Consider the following 19,550-nt stretch of genomic DNA (forward strand, 5'->3'; position numbering starts at 1 on the left):
GTCAGCCGTGGTTCTTGCGGTACCGGTCGTACGCCTTGTTGACCAGGTCGGTGTAGGCCTGCGCGTTCTTGCCCCTCAGCTCCGAGACGTAGGCGTCCCACTCGCTCAGCGGCCGCTGGCCGAGGGCGAACTTCAGCGTGTTCTGGGTGACGTGGTCCTTCAGCGCGGTCGCCCACAGCGTCGTCTGCTCCCGCTCCTCGTCACTGAGCGGCGCGGGTGGCGGAGTCACCCAGGACGCGGCCTTGCGGGCGTTCATCTCCTTCTGGAACTCCAGTTCCTCGGGCGAGAAGAACGACTGCACCAGGTCGAGCTTGCCCCCGTAGGCGAAGACGCCGTTGTAGAAGCCGAAGTCCTTCTGGAGGTGCTTGGTGCCCTTGGGGTTGAGGCCGATGACGTTGACGTCCGGGGCGAGGGTGCGCTTGCCCGAGGCGTCCTTGGTGTACGTGGTGCCCTCGACGCCCCACTTGGCGAACTCCTGGCCGGCGTCGGAATACCAGAGCCAGTCGATGAACTGCATCATGGCCACGAAGTTCTTGCCGTCCCGGGCCTTGCTGGAGATCATCACGCCGTTCTCCAGCCGGCTCGCCGGGTTGACCGGCCCGGCCGGCCCGACCGGGAAGAGGATCTTGCCGAGCCGGGCGGCGGGGTTGATCTTCGCGATGTCCGGGCGGTAGTCGTTCACCAGCGTCTGCGCGTTCGTGCTGATCACGAACGACTTGCCGCTGGCGAGCTTCTGACGGGCCTGGTCGTCGGTCTGGGTGAACGTCTCCGGGTCGAGGAGCCCTTCGGCGACCAGCTTGTGGAGGTACTCCACCACCTGCCGGTAGCCGTCCGAGGCGCCGGTGAAGACGTACTTCCCGGCCCCGGCGTCCCAGCTCGTCGGCTGGTAGTTCCAGCCGGCGCCGGGCAGGCCGTGCGCCAGGGCGAGCATGTTCAGCAGGTTGCCGGCCGGGTTGGGCTTGCCGAACCGGTCGGAGAACGGGATGACGTCCGGGTGGGCCGCCTTCATCGCCTTGAGCATGGCGTACACCTCGTCCCAGGTGGTCGGGGACGGGATCTTCAACTGCTCCAGCACGTCGGTGCGGACCGCGAGGGTGTAGTCCTGCCAGGGCTTCTCGTGCAGTCCGGGCAGCAGGTAGAACTTGCCGTCCTCCTGCCGGAGCGTGTCCATCTCCGGCTGGAGCTTCCACTTCTCGATCTTGTCCTTGAAGTGCGGCATCAGGTCGAGGTAGTCGCTGACCGGCAGGATGGCGCCGGAGGAGACGTACGAGTTCTCCTGCGGGTGGTAGGTCTTCGGGATGATCATCGGGGCGTCGCCGGAGCCGACCAGCACACTGCGCTTCTGCTCGTAGTCGCTCAGCGGCACGGCGACCGGGTCCAGCTTGACGTTCGTCCGCCCGGCCAGCTCGGTCCAGAACAGCCACTCGGGCTTCAGCGGGTAGTTCGGGTGGTTGTTGTAGAGGATCGAGAACGTGACCGGCTCGGTGGCCTTGAACTGGTCACCGATGCCGTACTTCTCCATCGCGCCCGCACGGTTGCGGTCGAGGTTCTTCTTGTCCGGGGTGTCGTCGCCGCAACCCGCCAGGGCGACGACGGCGGCCGCGCCGCTGGCGAGCAGTACCTGGCGCCGGGACAGCTGGGCCATGGGTTCTTCCTTCCGGTGGTGGGGGTGTGGTGCGGGCGGCTATCCCTTCACGGCGCCGAGCATGATCCCGGAGACGAAGTACCGCTGGATGAAGGGATAGACCGCGAGGATCGGCAGGATCGTCAGCACGATGGTCACGGACTGGATGGTGGCGGCGGACTGGACGATGTCGCCCGCGCTGCCGAGGCCGCCGCCGGTCTGCGTGGCGTCCGTCGCGCCCGCGATGAGGTTGCGCAGGTAGACGGTCACCGGGAGCAGGTCCTGACGGTCCATGTAGAGGAACGCGGCGAACCAGGAGTTCCAGAACGAGACGGCGTAGAACAGCACCATCGTGGCGACCATCGCCTTCGACAGCGGCAGGACGATCCGCAGCAGCGTGCCGTACGTGTTCAGCCCGTCGACGGCGGCGGCCTCCTCCAGCTCGACCGGCAGGCTCTCGAAGAACGCCTTCATCACCAGCAGGTTGAACACGTTTATGGCGTTCGGCAGGGCGATCGCCCACACGGTGTTCTTCAGCCCCAGGCTGGTGACCAGGACGTAGTTGGGGATCAGGCCGCCGGTGAAGAACATGGTGAACACGGCGATCCCGACCAGCGCGGTGCGGCCGCGCAGGTGTCTCTTCGACAGCACGTACGCGTAGCAGGTGGTCAGCACGACGGAGATGAGCGTGGCGACCACCGTGTAGAAGACGGTGTTGCGGTAGCTGACCCAGAACGTCGGGTCCGACGTCACCACCCGGTACGCGGTGAGGTTGAACCCCCGCGGCACGAGGTTCACCTCACCCGCGACGATGTACGCGTTGTCGCTGAGCGAGCGGGCCACGATGGTGAGGAACGGATACAGGGTCACCACCACGACGCCGGTCAGGACGACGGCGTTCACCACCTGGAAGACCCGGTAGCCCGCTGTGGGCCGGGGGCCACGCGGCCGGGTGGCCGGCGCCCTCGTGCGGGCGCGCGTGCTCACCACAGGCTCGTCCCCACCGTGCGCCGGGAGATCGCGTTCGCCGACAGCACCAGCGTCAGCCCGATCACGGACTCGAACAGGCCGATCGCGGCGGCGTAGCTGAGGTTCCCCGAGACGATGCCCACCCGGTACAGGTACGTCGAGATGACGTCCGCCGTCGGGTAGGTGAGCGGGTTGTACAGCAGCAGGATCTTCTCGAAGCCGACGGCCATGAAGGTGCCGATGTTGAGGATCAGCAGTGTGACCATCGTCGGCCGGATCCCCGGCAGCGTCACGTGCCAGGTCTGCCGCCACCGGTTGGCGCCGTCGATGCGGGCCGCCTCGTACAGGTCGCCGTCGACAGTGGTGAGCGCGGCGAGGTAGAGGATGGTGCCCCAGCCGACGGTCTGCCAGACCTCGGAGGAGACGTAGATCGTCCGGAACCAGCCGGCCTGCTGCATGAACGGGACCGGCTCGCCGCCCACGGCGCGCAGCATCTGGTTCACCGCGCCGTCCACCGACAGCAGCTGGAGGACCATGGCGGCCACGATCACGATCGACAGGAAGTGCGGCAGGTAGGACACCGACTGGACGAACCGCTTGAGGGCGCGGTTGCGTACCTCGTTGAGCAGCAGCGCGAGCACGATCGGCAGCGGGAAGCAGAACACCAGGGTCAGCGCGCCGAGCACGAGCGTGTTCGTGAACACGTTCCAGAAGGTCGGGTCGGTGAAGAACAACCGGAAGTACCGCAGCCCGGTCCAGTACTCGCCGAAGAGGCTGCCGCCCGGCTGGAAGCGCCGGAACGCGATCACGTTGCCGAGCATCGGCAGGTAGCGGAACGTCAGGAAGAACAGCAGCGGAAGGACTGCGAGCGAGTAGAGCTGCCAGTCCCGGCGCAGGGCCCGCCGCCAGGGCGTACGACGACCGCGCGGGGTCGGGGATGCCAAGCTCATCCTCCCCACTGACCGTCGGCCGGAACTTTCCGGTAATGCGCTGTAAGCTTTTCGGAAATTTATGGGTATCGTTATCTTCGTGTCAAGAGCGTCGATTGATATCTCCCTCGACCAGCTCCGTCGCTACTCGCCGGACGTCGTCGAACCCGCCGACTTCGACCGGTTCTGGCTCGCCACCCTCGCCACCGCCAGGGCCACCCCGGTGCTCGTCGACGCCCGCCCCGAACCCACCTGCCTGCGGCTGGTCGACGTGTGGGACGTGACGTTCGCCGGCTTCGCCGGCGAACCGGTCCGGGCCTGGTACACCCGTCCCGCGGGGGTGTCCACGCCGCTGCCCGCCGTGGTGGAGTACCCCGGCTACGGACGCGGCCGGGGCCTGCCGGGCGAGCGGCTCACCTGGCCGGTGGCCGGTTACGCCCACCTGCTGGTGGACAACCGGGGGCAGGCCGGACTGTTCGGCCATGGCGACACCCCGGACCCGCACGACGCGCCCGGCGGGCCCAGCCCGGCCACACGGGGGATCCTGTCCCCGGACGACTACCACTACCGCAGGCTGATCACCGACGCGGTCCGCGCGATCGACGCCGTCCGCGCACTGCCCGGGGTGGACCCGGACCGCGTCGCCGCGGTGGGCAACAGCCAGGGCGGCGGACTCGCGCTCGCGGCGGCGGGCCTCGTCGGCGGCCTCGCCGCGCTCCTGGTCACCGCCCCGTTCATGTGCGACATCCAGCGCGCCATCGAACTCACCGGGGCTTCCCCCTACGGCGAGATCGCCGGTTACCTGGCGGTGCACCGCGAGGCCGAGGAGTCGGTCCGGCACACCCTGTCCTACGTTGACGGCGTCGCCTTCGCCCGGCGGGCCACCGCCCCGGCGCACTTCGGGATCGGCCTGCGGGACGAGGTCTGCCCGCCGAGCACCGGCTTCGCCGCCTACAACCAGTACGCCGCCGCGAGCGGATCGGCCACGCCGCCACGGGAGATGCACACGTACCCGTTCAACGGCCACGAGGGCGGGGAGGCCTTCCACGTCCGGCGGCAGCTGCGCTGGCTCGACGCGGTGATCCGTTCCGCCGCGACGGCCGCCGGCTGACGGGCACACCGGCGAGGCCCGCGACATCTACCATCCTGATCATGATCTCGACCGTGTGGCGGCTGCTCACCCGCCAGATCGACCCCAACCTGGCGCAGGACGACGCGGTGCTGCGCGAGGCGTGCACGCAGGCGCGGTACGGCTCCGACATCGGACCGGCCCGGAAGGCCCTGGCCGCCACGCGGGACGACTACGACCGCCGGGCACGGTACGTCCGTGTGCTGGCCGAGTCGACAGCCGGCGGGCTCGGATCCCGGATCGACAAGACGACCGGCCGGGTCGACACCACCGCCGCCTGGACCGATCGCTGGGCCTCGCGCGCGCCCGCCGACCCGGACGCCCAGCTCGTCCGTGCTCGTTCCCTGATGGCCCGGGCGTGGGAGGTGCGCGGCGGCGACTGGGCCGCCGGCGTACGTCCGGAGCAGTGGGCCGAGTTCCGCCGCCTGCTGGGCCTGGCCCGGCAGGTGAACGATCTCGCGATGCGGCTCGCGCCGGACGACCCCACGCCGTGGGCGCACCGGCTGGACCTCATGATCGACCAGAGTGCGCCACTGGAGGACGTCGAGGAGACGTGGCGCGAGCTGACCAAGCGGGATCCCCGGCACCATCAGGGCCACGTACTCAGGCTGACCTACCACTGCCGGAAGTGGAGCGGCTCGCACGAGGCGATGTTCGGCTTCGCCCGCTCGGTCGCCGCCACGGCGCCCACGGGCTCGCCACTGCTCGTGCTGCCGGTGCGGGCCGCCGCGGAGTGGGCACTGTGGGAGCAGGATCGCGAACCCGAAGGCGGCACCGCCGACGAGATCAGCGAGCGGTGGCGGCAGGATCCGGTCATGCGATCGGATCTCGACAACGCGCTGTCCCGGTGGTTCCACCAGCCGGCCACCCGGCACGCCGACTGGCTCGACGACGCGAACTTCCTGGCGTACGGACTGGCGCGCACCGGCCGCGACGCCGAGGCCGCACCGGTGTTCGCGTCGATCGGCCGGTACGTGACAGGCGTTCCGTGGGCGTGGTGGGGCGACGAGCGGGGCGACACCGTCTTCCTCCGCGCCCGTCGCCGCGCCCGCCGCGCCGCCTGACCGCCTACGACGGGGACGTCTCGTCGACTGGGACGTCTCGGCCGCGCTGTCCGCCGTTCACGAGATCTCCGGCACCCGCGTGCGTACCGTCAGGACGCTGCTCGCCCAGTCCGGTGCCGCGGCGGGCGGGCGAACCGCCTCGCGATGAAGGGCGGTCATCCCCAGCCGGTCGAGGATGCCGGTGAACGACCCGGAGCGGCTCGGGCTCGAATCGACGGCCCTCTGGGTGCCCAGCGCGCCGAGGTGGAACGACGTGGCCGGGAACTCCTCCTCCGACACGAGCAACTGCAGGTAGTCGCGCGTCTCGGCCCCGGGCTCGACGGCGCGGTCCTCGGGCAGTTGAAAGGCGACCAGGCCACCGTCGAAGGCCGCGCCGCAGTTCCCGGGTGCGATGATCCGGCCGGGGAACAGGTGCGGGTGGACGGCGTGCCGGTCGGTCAGGTCGAGCAGGACGCAGTAGAGCGGCCGGTCACTGGTGTTTCGGAGCCGGATGAAGACCATCGGTGGCGCCCACCGGTCGCCGGCGCGGGCGTACGTCAGCAGGACGGCCCCGTCGTCGCCGGGCTTGTACGGCGCCCGGTCGCGCGGTGCGCTGATCTCGCCCGGTTCCGCCGCCACCACCTCGATCTTGACCGCGTCGGCGAGCCGGGAGACCGGGTTCGCCAGGTTCCGGATGGTGCGCCAGCGGGCCAGGTGCTCCAGCCGGTCCACGACCGTGTGCACGTCGGCGCGGGTCAGGTCGTCCGTCAACGGCGTACCGTCGAAGGAGAGAACGCGAATGCGGCCGCCGCCGGTGGAGACCCTCAGATCGGGCATCGTCTCCGAGCCGTCGAGCGGGACCACCCGCAGATGCGGTGAGGGGGACCCGCCGGGCCCCGCGTTCCGCATCGCCTCGATGACGGCGCGGGCGGTTTCCGGCTCGTCCCGGCTCGTCCCCCCGACCGCCACCGTGACCGCGGGCATCGGCACCCGGGAGAGCACCACGTCGTACTGGCGACCGGTGTCGGGCGTCCAGCCGAGGGGTTCGACGACGCTGACCTCGGTCCGTACGCGGGTCACTCGCGCTTCGCGTACCGGGTTCTCGAGGTGTACGGCGACCCGCACGTCGTCGCCGGCCGCGGCCTTGATCCCATGGATCGACCCGGCGTTGATCTCCCAACTGCCACGCTTGAACCGCATGACGAGCGCGCCCGCCGGCGCCCGGAACGCGCCACCGAGAAAGGGCTGGTCGACGATGTCGTGGTCAGCCGGGTACAGCGTCGGCACCTGACGGTCCCTGGCGTTCTCGACGGCGCACCGGGCGGCGACCATCAGTTCGCGGTAGGTGGCACCGGGGCCCAGCCGCTCGATGGCGTTGAGCAGGCCGAGGGTGAAGATGCCGTTGCGCCGGTTCCACGGCCCGGTCTCGTACGCCTGCTGTTCGTCGCGGCACGCCGTGAGCGCCACGTGGTCGACGCCGGCCTGGTCCGGACCGACGTCTCGGCTACCGGCGGCGAGGTCGCCGCCGAGGGCGGCATCGTTCGTCGCGGCGACGAGCTCCGGTAGCAGCGACTCCAGCGCAGGCGGGCGCGTGGCGGGCTCGGCCCAGCGAGAGGCGACCGGCGCGATCCGGATCACCTCATCCGTCTGCGGGTCGGTGCTGGGGCCGGTCCTGGTGGCACCGGCCGAGTGGCAACTGTCGAGGACGACGGCGACGTGCGCGCCGCGGGCCGCGACCTCCGATATCAGCACCCGGAGTTCGCAGTCGAGGAGATCGGGCGGTGCGGTCCCGCCGGCCCGGCTGTCGTGGCACACGAGCGTCTGGCACCAGCCGCTGGGCTCCCGATACCACAGCTCCGGCGGCAGGGGCGAGCGTGAGCCGTGCCCGCTGAACCAGAACAGGGCGGTGTCGCCGGGGCCGGCCTGGCCCAGGTGCTCGCGGAACACCGCGACGACCGCCGCCCGGGTCGCCTGCTCGTCGAGCAGCGTCCGGACGTGCGCCTTCGGGCCGGATCCGAACCGGGCGTCGAGGAGCTGTTCCACCCGCCCGACGTCGTTGTGGCACCCGGAGAGCCGGCTCAGCCCGGGTGCCCGATACGAGTTGATGCCGACCAGCAGCGCGTACAGCGACGACACGGAGTTCCCGCCCTTCCCGATCCGCCGAGCGATTCGTCGGAGGTGACACAGGTATCTGACGGACCGGCCGCCCCGGTGACCGCCGACGATCTCGTTGCACAGAATCGCCACTGGTGCAAGACCCCACATCGGGGACAGGTGGACGTCGGAGGGGCATTTGTCGAGTTGGTTCACGACCCGTCGCCGGATGACCCTCCGGCGACGCGGGCCGGCCCCGCCGCCGGGTCCGACCGATGTGGAGCGATCCACTGAAGAGACTGAATGTGGCTCCCCGGGCCCAGCGGTGCGGCCGCGTTGTCGCGTGACGCCCCGTACCGGGGGCAGGCTGTGTCCGTCCGATCCCGCCGGCCGTGGCGCGATCGGAGACCATCCCTGACGAATCTGCTCTGGAAGGAGCCGCAGTGGGTGCTTCGGCAGTGCGGTCCCAGCAACGGGACGCGACCCGGATGCCCGTCGCTCGCCGGGCTCCCGCGCCCGGCGCGTCGCGGCAGGTCGCACCGCTTTCGCCGGCCGGCCTGGACCCGCGGGTCGACGCGGAGCTGACCCGGCTCACCGCCCACGCCGTCGAGGCGATCGAGGAACGGATCGGGCGGGGCGAGTCCGCGGCCGAGGTGGTGGCCGACGTCCTCGCCACCGTCTTCGGGCGGGGGAGCGTGGCAACCGATGTCGAGCATGCCGGCACGGACCCGGGCGAAACGGTGCTGGATGCGCTGAGCGGGCATGTCGACGTGGACCGGATCGCGGCCGCCGCACTGAAGATCGTCGGCGCCAAGGCGGGGCCCGGCCCGGTCGCCGGCTGACGCGGTGGTCAGGCGGACACGGCCGGCGGTCGGCCGTCGCCTACCGGCCGTGGTGGCTGACCCCGGCCCACGCGGCGACCTCGGCGTATCCCGCCTCGCCCGCCTCCGCGCGTAGCTGGTCAGGCATCGAGTGCGGCGCCGTGCGGCCGCCGTCGAGCATCCACAACTGGGCGCGGCGCAGCGCGTCCGCCGGGGGCAGCCCTTCCCGCCGGAAGTGCGAGGTCATGAAGGCGAGCAGCGGCGCCGAGGAGCCCGGCGCCGGCCATCCGGCGGCGAACACGGTACGGGCGCCGCCGACCAGGTACGCCGTCGCCGCCGCGAACGCCGGGTCGTCGGCCCCGGCGACCTCGGCCCCGCCGGGGCGGGGCGGCAGTGTGACGACGTCCGCCCCGACGGGCCGCGTCAGGATCGCGTGCGGCGTCAGGCCGGCGTCGCCTGTCACCTCGGCACCGGACGCCACCGGCCCTCGCCAGGCCAGCTCGCACAACAGCCGGGCGGAGACGATGTACGAGAGGGCGGCCTCCCGCACGGCGTACCGGCCGTCCGGGGCGCGGGCGGCCTGCCAGGGCACCGCGGCCAGCGCTCCGGGCGCGACGAGCGTCAGCCGCGCCGGGCGGCCCGGATCCGGGGCGCGGCCCAGGGCGTGCAGCAACGGGCCCATGGCTGCCCGCCACGCCCACTCGCCCGTCTCCGCGGAGCACGGCCCGGCCGCCGGCGGCACGGTGAGCGCCGGCAGCTCAAGCGAGAAGGGCGCTTCCTCGCGCGGCACGATGACGGCGAGGCCGCCACCGCTGCCGTCCTCGGGCAGCAGATGGACGAGCGCGTCCCGGCCCAGCGCTGCCAGTGCCGCGCGGATCTCGTCGAAGCTCGTCGGGCCGAGCAGGCGACCGACGGCAGGTGTCGCGGAACTCGTCAGCGCGGCGGTGGCACGCGCGGCGCGTCGTGCCCCGGCGACGTCCAGGACGCCGTCCACGGCCGTCCAGCCCGCGGCGAGGTCGGGCTCACCGGCTGCGGTCAGCAGCTCCGGAACGGTAGCGGCCACCGTCGCCGCGTACAGGAGCATGTCGCGGCCGGTGTCCAACGCCGTCCCGGCGGCCTGGACGTCGTTCTGGGCCAGGCACCAGCGTGCCACCTCCGCGGCCGTCGTCGCCCCGTCCCGCGCGATCGTGACGGCGTCCTCCGTACCGCTGCCCAGCAGCACCTGGTACGCGTACCCGGACAGGCCACGCAGGCCCACGTCGCAGGCGGCGCGGGCGCTACCCGCTTCGAGGTGTGCGTGAGCCAGGGCGTGTGCGGCCGGCGCGAAGACCGGGTGGCCCGGCTGGGCCGCCTCGCGCACCGCAGCGGTGAGCTGGTCGACCGCCCGGGTGAGCGCGGTGTCGTCCCGGCCGACCCGGTGGGCCAGCGTGAGCGCGTGGCCGAGCACCATCCGTACGGCGGGCAGCCGCGGGTCGTCCTCGGTAGCGACCCGGACGGCGCCGGCCAGGTCGTCGATGCCACGGCGCAGCAGGTCGAGGTCCTGGCCGGTCTGGGCCTGCGCGACGAGCCGGCAGCCGTCGGCGATCAGCCGAGCCACGTCGTCGGCGGGCGTGGCGGCGTCATCGGAGGCCGGGGGCGGGCCGGCGGCGATGGTCGAGAGCAGGCCGTCGAGCTGAGCCTTGTTCTGCTTGACGTGCTCAAGGAGGTCGGCCACACCCGGGTGGTCAGCGGGCGTGCGGTCGAGTGCCTCGCGCATGCTCCGGAGCGCCTCCTCCGCCGATCGGAGGTCCTGCCGTTGCGCCGCGTCGATCAGCCGGGCCGAGGCCTCCAGGAACTCGCCGGTCGACGCATGCTGTCCGTGCTTCCACAGCTCCCTGCGGGTCGACCGGGCCTGATCGAGCAGATCCTCCACGGCGGCTCGATCGTCGGGGGCGGCGATCTGCGCCGCCAGCGCCGCCTTCATGAACGGCAGCATCGCGGCGTGAGGGCTGTCGGGCGGAACGCTGATCGACGAGAGCCGCGTCAGCGTGCCCTCAAGGTCATGGGCGGGTCCCCCGCGCAGGGCGCCGGCCAGGTCGGTCATGACGCCCAGCATGGCGCGGTCACCGGGACTCGACGGGTCGTCCTCGGCCTCGTCGAGAATCCGCTGGAGCGGCCCGACGTCACCGGGCGCGCCGAAGGCGGCCTCCTTGGCTCGCTGGGCGGCCAGCACCCGTGCCACCTGGGCGCGGTCGGCGGGGCTGCCGCCGGCCGCCGCGAAGTCCGACTCGGCGCGCGCGAGTGTCTCCGGCCGGCGGTCGTGCTGATGGAGACGGGCGTACGCCATGGCGCGGGCGAGCCGGTCACCCGACTCGGTGAAATGGTCGATGGCGTCGGGGAGGTCGTCGATCGACATGCCGACGATCACGTTCAACAGGTGCTCGCCGTCCATCTCCGGTACCGGCCTTCCGGTGCGTCGCCCTCGGCCCGCGACAGAACCGGGCCACATCCGTTCCTGACGGACAGCGGGGCGCCCGCCGGGTCACGGCTGCGCGAACCGCCACCCCACGCCGTAGCCGCGCCCCTGTCGCAGCCGCCGGAACTCCGACACGACGTCACCCGCGCCGTCCACGCTGAGCCGGTCGTGCCGGCGGTCCGGATCGTCGAGCAGCCCCTGCGGCAGCCCGTCGATCCGCCACAGCGCGGCGGGTTCGCGACCGGCGAAGCGGACCCGCACCAGTCCGTAGTCGCAGGGATCCAGCGGAGTGATCACGTAGCGGTCGCGGATCCGCTGCCCGGGCGCCACCCGGAAGTGCATGCACAGCTTGTGGTTCCGGTCGGCGCTCAGCGTCTCGGGCAGGGCGAGCCGGACCTCGAAGTGGCGGTTGCCGTTGCCCCGTTCGACGCTGCGGATACGTGCGCCGTAGAGCACGTCGATGCGGAGGTCGGCGCCGTCCGAGCTGTCGGTGTCCGGGCGGGGCAGGTCGAGCCGGACGACGATCTCGTCGAGATCCCGGGTGGCGACGATGGTCCGGGCCTCGTACAACTCCGGCGTCGGGGTGTCGAGCCGCAGCAGCGCCTCCAGCGACCGGACCCGCCACCCGGAGTCGAGATCCCCCGCGAGGCGCGTCGCCCAGTCGGCCTCCGCCGCCGCGGCCAGCAACTCGGTCACCTGCTCCGAACGGCGCCGGGCGGTCCGCATCTCGTATCTCTGCTCCCGGCCCAGCTGAGCCTGCCGGGTGGTCAGGTCGGCGTAGGCGTGCTCGGTGTCGAGGGCGTAGGTCAGCTCGACCACACGGACCAGGTCCGCCGGCAGGTCCCGGGCCAGCGAGAGCAACGTCCGCCCGACCCGCTCACGCACCACCCGGTCCGGGTCGGTCGGCGTGGTCCCGCTCAGCTCGTGCAGCCGTGGTCCCACGAGCCGGCCCAGTGACGCGCTCAGCAGGCCCCGCCGCCGGCGAAGTTCAACGAGTTCCCGGTGGAGCTCGTCCTGAAGGGACACGACCGCCTCCCCGGTCCGTCAGTAGTCGTCAACCGGAACCGTACTCTGTGGGGTCACGTTGGCTCAGGTACCCGATGACGCGCTGCGTACGCTCGTCGACTCGGCATCGGCAGCGATGACGACGGTCGGCCAGGCGGACAGCGGGCCGTGGCGCTTCACCCGCTGCTGGCTGCGCCTGGTCGCGTTCGACCAGCACGGCCGGCGGCCGGACGACCTGTCGGCGGCTCTCGCGGACTTCGACATGCTTCCCGAAGACCTGCCGGGGCGGTGCAAGCTCGCGCAGATCCTGGTCAACGCCATCCTCCGCTCGGGACGTTTCACCGCGCACCTCGAACGAGCGGTCGCGTTGTGTGAGATCGCCGCCGCCGACCCGCACCCCCTGCCGGAGGCGGAGCTGGGCGCGGCGGTCGTGCGGTCCACCGCCCTGGCACGGGCGGTGGCGGACAGCGCGCCCGGGGTCACTCCCCGGGGAGCTCTCGCCGAGGTGGAGCGGCTGGCCCGTGTCGTGGGCGATCGGCAGCCGTACGCGCAGATGGTCGAGCACACGCGTGTCTGCCTCAGCTTCCTCCTCAGTGCGCTGGAGGGTAATCCGGCACGGGTGACGGAGTCGTCGGCAGACCTGGAACGTTCGATCGAGTTCGTGCTCGGCCTGATGCCCGACCGCGAGGATGCGAAAGTGCGGCTCGCGGCGGTCAAGGGCTTCCTCGAACTCAACGTGGCGGCGGCCCGCGGCGACCTGGCGGCCATGTGGCCGGCCCTGGACCGGGCGGAGGAGGCCGCGTCGTCGCTACCCGCCGCCGAGCCCCTGCGGCACGGTCTGCGCGCCGCCCGGATGCAGATGGAAGCGTTGCGGGAGATGACGAGTCCCGCCAACACGGGCACCGCCCCGTGGCGGAGCGATCCGACCGGCCCGGAGCAGCACGAGCAGCTCGCCGCGTTGCGCGCGCTCGCCGAGCAGCCCGGCCAGCCGCCGCACGAACGCGCGATGCACCTGCATGCGCTGGGGTTCGCGGAGTTGGCTCACGGGATTGACAACAGGAGCCTGCTGGACGCCGCGATCAGCGACCTCCGCGCGGCAGTGGACCTGGTGCCGGACCATGACCCGAGGCGGGTGCCGTACCTGGCGAGCCTCGGCACCGCGTACCTGCGCCGAGTCGAGAAACTGGCACGCCGCGCGGATCTCACCGAGGCCATCCGGCTGCTCGAACAGGGACGCGAACTGGCCGGTTCTAACCAGCACCAGCAGTGGACGCGGTTGTCCAACCCGTTGGCGCACGCGTACCGGATGGCCGGCGACAAGCGGCGGGGCCGGGAGGTCGCGCTCGCCGGGCTGCGCGGGCACGCCTGGAACGTGTTGCTGACGGGCAGCATCAGCGACGCCGACGCGGCCGCGCGGAACGCCGCGGACGACGCGCTCGACGTCGCGGCGTGGTGCCTCGCCGACGACGATCCGGGATCCGCGGCGCTGGCGCTGGACGCCTGTCGCGCGCTGATCCTCTACACGGCCACCGAGACCCGTGACCTCGGCGCGCGCCTGGCCGGTGCCGGCCGGGCCGGCCTCGCCGCACGCTGGCGCGACGCCGTCGCCGAGACCGAGCCCGAGCTCGTGCCGGGCGAGCTGCGCCGCGAGGTCATCGCGGCACTGGCCGGGATCGCCATCACCGAGGACGGCACGACGACGGTCGCGCCCGACGCCGCGGCGACGCGGCTGCTCGCCCCGCCCGACCTCGACGAGATGCGGGCGGCGCTGACCGGACTGGGTGCCGACATGCTCGTCTATCTGATGCCCGGTGACGAGAAGTCGGGTGCGGTGGTGATGGTGCCACGCGCGGAGCCGCCGAGTTGGTTCCCGTTGGCGACGCTGAGCAAGCAGGGCACGGCAGGCTTCGACGCGTTCCTCACCGCGACCACAGCCGAAAGCCTCGCCGGCCGGGTGGCGGTGGCCGGATCGTGGTCCGAGGCCGCCGGGACGGCGCGCAAGACCCTCGACGACGTCTGCGACTGGGCGTGGACGGCCGCGATCGGTCCGCTGCTGGAACGGTGCCCGCAACCGGCGGACGGACGTGCGCCGCGCCTCGTGCTGATCCCGGTGGGCGAGCTGGCCCGCATTCCCTGGCACGCCGCCCGCCACGTGACGGACGAGGGAGTGCGGTACGCGATCGAGGACGCGGTGTTCTCGTACGCGCCGTCGGCACGTCTGCTGTGCGACCTGGCCTGGCGTGCACCGGTACCGCTGTCCGACTCCGGCCTGGTGGTGGGCGACCCGGACACGGCGGGCGCCGCCGCGGACCTGCCGGCGGCCCGGGCCGAGGCGCAGGCGGTGCGGGAGCGGTTCTATCCGCGCGCCCGGTATGTCGGCCGCACCCCGGACGGAGGCGCCGCCGACGGCGGGGTGGGCACCCGGGCGGACCTGCTCGGGTGGCTCGCCGACGAGCACGCCGGCGCCATGCTGCACCTGGCCTGCCACGGCGTGGTACGCCCCGGCCGTACCGGGGCCGACACGTCCTACCTCCTGCTGGCTGGTGGGGAGCGGATGTCGGCCGAGGAGATCGTCCGGTTCGCCCCGGCCCGTTCCATCGCCCTGGCGGTGCTCGCCGCGTGCGGCAGCGGCGTCTGCGGCCGCGCCGACGACGAGGCGTTCAGCCTGAGCACCACGCTGCTCGCGAACACCGCCAGCGCTGTCGTCGGTGCCCAGTGGAGCGTGCCGGACGCCGCCACGTCGGTGCTGATGTACATGTTCCACCACTACCTGCGTCGCGAGGGTCTCGCGCCGGCCGATGCCCTCCGCGCGGCCCAGCGGTGGATGATCTCCGATACGCGTCAGGTGCCCGCCGAGATGCCCGACGTGCTGCGCGCGGCGCTCGGCCGGACCACGACGGCCGATCCGGTCGGCTGGGCCGCGTTCGTCCACTTCGGGCGCTGAGGCCGGCGGCTGGCCGTCAACTGGCCACAGAGTCGGCCGGGCGATGACCGGCGGACGACCGGCGGCGACCCCACGATTGATCTGTCATTCGTGGGGTGAGCTGCCTGACCGGCCGACCGGCAGCCAGCGCGCGGCCGGGTCTCCGCACGCTCCACACCGGTAGTCACCGCATCGGAAGGAGCGCTGTGACGAGTTCGCACCCCGCCGCGGACGCCGAGGTCGCCTACGTCCGTCTGCTGGCCGGGCACGGTCAGTTGGCGGCCGTGGCGCGGGCCGCGTCACCGGCGGAGCGCCGGCGGCTGACCGCCGGCGCGTGGTCGGTGGCCTGGCCGCTGGTCTTCGCCCGCGTCACCCGGCCGGTCGAACACCGGCGCGGCCACTTCGTCTGCGCGGCGGCCGTGCCGCAGTTGGCCGACGACTGCCTCGACGGCTTCCACGATGACGTGGAGGCGGTCGTGGAGGATCTCCTGACGCACGCGGTGGCGCCGATCCGGAGCGTGGAGGCGTGGATGACGCGACGGCTGACCGCTGTCACAGTCGACGCGCACCGACGGCGCCGGGGGCGGCGGGGAGCGCTGCAACGTCCGCGCGTCCCCGGCTGGCTGGCCGACGCGCTCGGCTACGACGCCTGGCTGATGGAACTCGCCGTCGAGATCCTCAACTGGGTGGGTGTCACCGTCAGCGCCGGTGCCGATGTGTGGCCGCTGCAGAGCTGGGCGGCCCGGCGTGTCGCCGCGACCGGCGACTGGGTGGGAAGCGACCCGGCGGCGGTGGTGCGCGAGGTCGAGGAGGTGCTCGCGGCGATGCGGCGCCGCCCAGCCTGGTTCGCCATGTACGTCGAGCGGCCGATGGGCGCCAAGCCGGCCCCGGTGGCGGCGACGCCGGTGGGCGAGAGCGCGGACCACGCCCCGCCGACGACCAGCGGCGAGATCGACGAGGTGAGACTGCGAGCGCTCGCCGCGGCCGTCATCGAGGCACTCGACGAGGCGCTGGGCCGGGGCGTCGATCCGGACGAGGCCGTCGTGCGGATCGTCACCGCGGTGTTCGGGGAGGGCACCGGGGGAGACGAACTGGACCGCGCGCCGGGATCGGCGCCCGCCTTCGACGAGCGGGTCTCAGCGAGACTCGCCGACCCCGCCGTCGTCGCCCGGGTGGTCGCGGCCGTCCAGCAGATCGTCCGTGGCCCCGAGCGCTGACTCCACAGCCCGGCGGCGCTCGTCGAGGTCGGCGGCCAGCCCGTCGGTGGGGACACCGTCGGCCGCGGCGGCGCGCACGGCAGCGCGAAGCTCCTCCTCCACGAGGCGTTGGAGCTTCGCGCTCTGCTCCGGCGAGAGTCTCACCCGCACCGCCGGCCGGCCGGTTGAATGATCACGAGACGATTCCGCACCGCGAAGGTGTCGATCACGTTCGCGGCCCGCGACTGTCGCACGTCCGTCCGCCCGGCTGTCCGCGCCGCACCGGCCGTCCTCGTCGTCATCGGCGGCCCACCTCCGTCCCGCCGGGCTCTCGCCGGCGTACCCCTTCCTGACGGACCGCCCGCCAGGACGGACGGGTGTGGGTGGCGGTGGGCTGGTGGCAGTGGTCGATGCCGCACGCGGGGGAACAGGCGGCGCGGGAAGGCAGGCAAGTGCCTTCCCGCGCCGCCGTCAACGCAGGTCAGTGCGACTCCACGTCGGCCACCCCCGGTTGTGTGGGAATCCCTTTCGGCCATATCCCGGCCGCTGATCGGAATCAGATCGGGAAAGCGGCGTGCGGAATCCGACCGAAACCGGAATCGGCAGGGGGCGGCGACGCGGTCGTCAGCCGGCCGGCGTCCTCGTCAGGCTCGCACCGCCAGGGTGGTGCTGGCGGCCACCCAGCAGTGCTCCACGAAGCTCTTCTCCGGCAGGTCGACGATGACGGGTGTGAAGTCGCCCGGCAGCGGCGGTTCGGCGGCGTGCACGATCACGTCCTTGAAGAGCACGTCCGGGACGCCCAGCACGAAGTCGGCCGCCGCGTTGTCGCGCAACGCCGCTCGCAGCGGAGGGCTGTCGAGAAGGCGGTGCACGGCGATTGTCGACGAGCCCACCCACCCGTTGCACGCCGGTTTGACCAGACCTCGGTGCAGCGCCAACCGCAGGCGCAGCCGGGCTTCCGGCGCGGCGATCGCGTTCACCTCGCACAGGGCGGCGCCGAGCTCCTCGACCAGGCGTGGAATGACCACCGACTCGTCGATGCCGGAGGGCAGCACCGTGAACTGGCCGTCACCGTGTGCCTGGGGCGCCACCGCGGAGTCGGCGATGCCCGCGGCGCGACGGGCCCGGGCGAGAACGTCGACGAGGAGACTCTGGATCCGTTCGGTCTCGGCGTTGGTCCGGCTGCTGTAACCCGACACGTCGGCGGCCATGCAGAGCCGCACCGCCGCTGAGCCGGCCACGTCGGCCGGCCCGGCGGTGACCTGGATCGACTCGCTGAAGGCGATCGAGTCACGCAGGTCGGCGTGCAGGACCGTGGACGTCCGTGTCGACACGTCCACGTGCATGTCGATCGTGCCGTGAAGCTCCGCGAGGTCCGCGGGGACTTCGATCAGCGCGTGCACGGCGTACGACCGGGGCAACAGGAGGACGCCGCGCGGGTCCTCGTACGTCCAGCGGAACCGGTGCTGGTGCAGGCCGAGCGTCCACGCCCGGGGGACGCCCCATCGGTTGAGCAGACGGCGGAGCCAGTCCGGCCGGGCCCGGGCGGCGGTGACCGTGTGCGCGGCGGTCGTGGAGGCCGGGGCCGGGCCGGCGTCGTCGAAGGTCAGCCCCACCGCGCCGCCGTCACCGTCGAGCCGCACCGCCACGGCGCGCCGGTCGGTCAGCTCGACCTCGAACCGGACCGCCTGATAGCGCTCGCCGTCGGCGAGATCGCCGAGGTCGAAGGCGAAGATGGCGCCCACGTACCGGTAGCCGGCGTCGGCACGCCGCCGCAGGGCCGGCGGCAGGTCCGCAGCCGGCACCGGGTAGATCACCGGGCGTCCGCAGCGGACCCCGTCGCCGACCACCCGGACCTCCCGGTCGTCGGCGGAGCGCCCGGACGCGGACACGAGTTCGCGTCCGGCTAGGACATCGGACGGGTGCAGCAGGTCGATGGCGTCCGCCGTCATGGTGTCTCCCTGGCCGGTGCTCGGGTTGCCTGTAGCGATAGCTGACGGACACGCCGGCCGGATGCGGTCGCCGGGATGCGTGACTCGTCCATCGCGTCGAGCACAGGGCGCGCGATCATCCACGAACGTCGCCGCCGGATCCGGCCCGCGAACCCGGCGGCGTACGCCGTTCTTACCGCTCTCTTACGAGACAGCACGCGGGCGTACCCGAAGCGTCACGGGGCGCGATGCTGAGGGCCGGCTGTCAACGCAGGAAGAGGGGCCACCATGGGATCACTGGCACGGTACGGGCTGTCCGCGGCGACGGTCTCCACACTGGCGGCAGGCGTGCTGCTCCCGCCGGTCACGCCTGTCGCAGCCGCGACGCCCTCGACGTGGACGGCGACGGTCCCGGCGCTGATTCACGAGAGCCGGCTCACCGACGTGGCCGCCACCGGCCCGAACAACGCCTGGTCCGTCGGCTACCAGGCGTCGACCTACACGGGGTACTCGATCGACGAGCCGTACGCGCTGCTGCGGTGGAACGGGCGGACGTGGACGGAACGACGGCTGCCGCACGCCGCATACGTGTTGTACAAGGTGGACGCGGCGAACGCCCGGGACGTCTGGACGGTGGGCATCGGGCGCCGCGGTGAGGCGTACGCCGGGCACTTCGACGGCGAGACCTGGACGGCGCACGCGCCGTGGACGGCACCGGCCGGGACCTCGGAGCTGCTGGACGTGGCCGCCGCCGCTGGCGGGCGGGCCGTGCTCGTCGGTCACGACGGCGGCCGGCCGCTCGTCGTCGAGGGTGACGCCCGTCGCTTCGACCGCGTCGCGGTGCCGGGGACTGAGGGAATCGACGGCGTCCTGCGGGCGGTCTCACGCACCCAGGACGGCAGCGTGTTCGCCGCCGGTGAACGGTACGTCGCCGACGCGCCCTACCCGGAGCCGATGATCGCGCAGCGCGTCGGCGGGTCGTGGCGGGTGGCATCGCTGCCGCCGATCCCGAGCGCCCGGCTCACCGGTGTGTGGGCCCGCTCGTCGACCGACGCCTGGGCGGTCGGCACCCAGGACTTCGACTCCACCCCCAAGCCGGTCATCCTGCACTGGGACGGCCGGACGTGGCAGCGGGTGGCCGGACCGGCACCCGCCGGTTGGGTGTACGCCGTCGCCGGTGACGCGAACGGCGACGTCTGGATCAGTGGCACGAATCCGGTCCCGCCGTACGTCGAGTACCCGGGCACGCTGTTGCTGCGCTACACCGGCGGCCGATGGAGCGTCGCGTACGGGCCGAAGGTGGACGGCAACGACCCGAGCCTGGACGCCCTCGCAAACATCCCGGGGACCTCGTCGTTCTGGGGGAGCGGCACGGTGTCGACAGCCGGGCTCCGCCTCACCGCCGTGATCGAGCGGACCAGGTGAGGGCGG

The 19,550-nt window shown here is 72.5% G+C and carries 13 protein-coding genes; 6 read left to right on the forward strand and 7 right to left on the reverse strand.

What is annotated here, in order from left to right; translation table 11 throughout:
- Position 1 precedes the first annotated feature (1 nt).
- From AB0C17_RS07580 to AB0C17_RS07590, 3 genes are read right to left on the reverse strand one after another with little or no spacing between them, the layout of a single operon-like run.
- Positions 2-1,645, reverse strand: a complete 1,644-nt coding sequence (locus tag AB0C17_RS07580) for an extracellular solute-binding protein (protein WP_357387245.1) — start codon at positions 1,643-1,645, stop codon at positions 2-4.
- Positions 1,646-1,684: 39 nt separating this feature from the next.
- Positions 1,685-2,611 (reverse strand): carbohydrate ABC transporter permease, encoded by a 927-nt coding sequence (locus AB0C17_RS07585; protein ID WP_357387243.1) that lies wholly within the window; start codon positions 2,609-2,611, stop codon positions 1,685-1,687.
- Positions 2,608-3,537: an ABC transporter permease subunit gene (locus AB0C17_RS07590; RefSeq protein ID WP_357477225.1), complete on the reverse strand. Its 930-nt coding sequence runs from the start codon at positions 3,535-3,537 to the stop codon at positions 2,608-2,610. Before AB0C17_RS07590 ends, AB0C17_RS07585 begins: the two co-directional genes overlap by 4 nt.
- Positions 3,538-3,604: 67 nt before the next feature.
- Between AB0C17_RS07590 and AB0C17_RS07595 the strand changes: the two genes are divergently transcribed.
- Positions 3,605-4,633 (forward strand): acetylxylan esterase, encoded by a 1,029-nt coding sequence (locus tag AB0C17_RS07595; protein ID WP_357467997.1) that lies wholly within the window; start codon positions 3,605-3,607, stop codon positions 4,631-4,633.
- A gap of 41 nt (positions 4,634-4,674) precedes the next feature.
- Positions 4,675-5,715: a DUF4034 domain-containing protein gene (locus AB0C17_RS07600; protein WP_357467994.1), complete on the forward strand. Its 1,041-nt coding sequence runs from the start codon at positions 4,675-4,677 to the stop codon at positions 5,713-5,715.
- 57 nt (positions 5,716-5,772) lie between these two features.
- Here the strand turns inward: AB0C17_RS07600 and AB0C17_RS07605 are convergent, their stop codons facing one another.
- Positions 5,773-7,830 carry a caspase family protein gene (locus AB0C17_RS07605; protein WP_357477228.1) on the reverse strand — a complete coding sequence of 686 codons (2,058 nt, stop codon included), beginning with the start codon at positions 7,828-7,830 and terminating at the stop codon, positions 5,773-5,775.
- A 401-nt stretch (positions 7,831-8,231) separates the two neighbouring features.
- Here AB0C17_RS07605 and AB0C17_RS07610 point away from each other — a divergent pair, with 401 nt between their 5' ends.
- Entirely contained in the window at positions 8,232-8,630 is a 399-nt protein-coding gene (locus tag AB0C17_RS07610; RefSeq protein WP_357477231.1) for a hypothetical protein, read from the forward strand.
- 40 nt (positions 8,631-8,670) lie between these two features.
- Here the strand turns inward: AB0C17_RS07610 and AB0C17_RS07615 are convergent, their stop codons facing one another.
- Together AB0C17_RS07615 and AB0C17_RS07620 are read right to left on the reverse strand one after the other, a co-directional pair.
- Positions 8,671-11,040, reverse strand: coding sequence for a CHAT domain-containing protein (locus tag AB0C17_RS07615; protein WP_357477234.1), 2,370 nt, complete (start codon positions 11,038-11,040; stop codon positions 8,671-8,673).
- A gap of 90 nt (positions 11,041-11,130) precedes the next feature.
- A complete protein-coding gene (locus tag AB0C17_RS07620; RefSeq protein WP_357387229.1) occupies positions 11,131-12,090 on the reverse strand; it encodes a hypothetical protein in 960 nt (319 codons plus the stop codon).
- Positions 12,091-12,148: 58 nt separating this feature from the next.
- Here AB0C17_RS07620 and AB0C17_RS07625 point away from each other — a divergent pair, with 58 nt between their 5' ends.
- Entirely contained in the window at positions 12,149-15,013 is a 2,865-nt protein-coding gene (locus AB0C17_RS07625; RefSeq protein ID WP_357387227.1) for a CHAT domain-containing protein, read from the forward strand.
- A gap of 185 nt (positions 15,014-15,198) precedes the next feature.
- Complete coding sequence (locus AB0C17_RS07630; protein ID WP_357477236.1) at positions 15,199-16,209, forward strand: hypothetical protein; 1,011 nt, start codon at positions 15,199-15,201, stop codon at positions 16,207-16,209.
- Between the two features lie 623 nt (positions 16,210-16,832).
- On the opposite strand, the gene AB0C17_RS07635 is transcribed toward AB0C17_RS07630, so the two are convergent.
- Positions 16,833-18,140: a hypothetical protein gene (locus tag AB0C17_RS07635; protein ID WP_357387223.1), complete on the reverse strand. Its 1,308-nt coding sequence runs from the start codon at positions 18,138-18,140 to the stop codon at positions 16,833-16,835.
- Positions 18,141-18,407: 267 nt separating this feature from the next.
- Here AB0C17_RS07635 and AB0C17_RS07640 point away from each other — a divergent pair, with 267 nt between their 5' ends.
- Complete coding sequence (locus AB0C17_RS07640) at positions 18,408-19,544, forward strand: hypothetical protein (RefSeq protein WP_357467982.1); 1,137 nt, start codon at positions 18,408-18,410, stop codon at positions 19,542-19,544.
- Positions 19,545-19,550 lie beyond the last annotated feature (6 nt).

Origin of the sequence: Micromonospora sp. NPDC048887, from assembly GCF_040649715.1 — a bacterium.
In the GTDB taxonomy this organism is placed as follows: Bacteria; Actinomycetota; Actinomycetes; order Mycobacteriales; family Micromonosporaceae; genus Micromonospora.

Excerpts from the sequence above, each read along its gene's own strand:
- AB0C17_RS07580 (WP_357387245.1), bottom strand. The coding sequence starts at position 1,645 with ATGGCCCAGCTGTCCCGGCGCCAGGTACTGCTCGCCAGCGGCGCGGCC.
- AB0C17_RS07595 (WP_357467997.1), top strand. The coding sequence starts at position 3,605 with ATGGGTATCGTTATCTTCGTGTCAAGAGCGTCGATTGATATCTCCCTC.
- AB0C17_RS07600 (WP_357467994.1), top strand. The coding sequence starts at position 4,675 with ATGATCTCGACCGTGTGGCGGCTGCTCACCCGCCAGATCGACCCCAAC.
- AB0C17_RS07615 (WP_357477234.1), bottom strand. The coding sequence starts at position 11,040 with ATGGACGGCGAGCACCTGTTGAACGTGATCGTCGGCATGTCGATCGAC.
- AB0C17_RS07635 (WP_357387223.1), bottom strand. The coding sequence starts at position 18,140 with ATGACGGCGGACGCCATCGACCTGCTGCACCCGTCCGATGTCCTAGCC.
- AB0C17_RS07640 (WP_357467982.1), top strand. The coding sequence starts at position 18,408 with ATGGGATCACTGGCACGGTACGGGCTGTCCGCGGCGACGGTCTCCACA.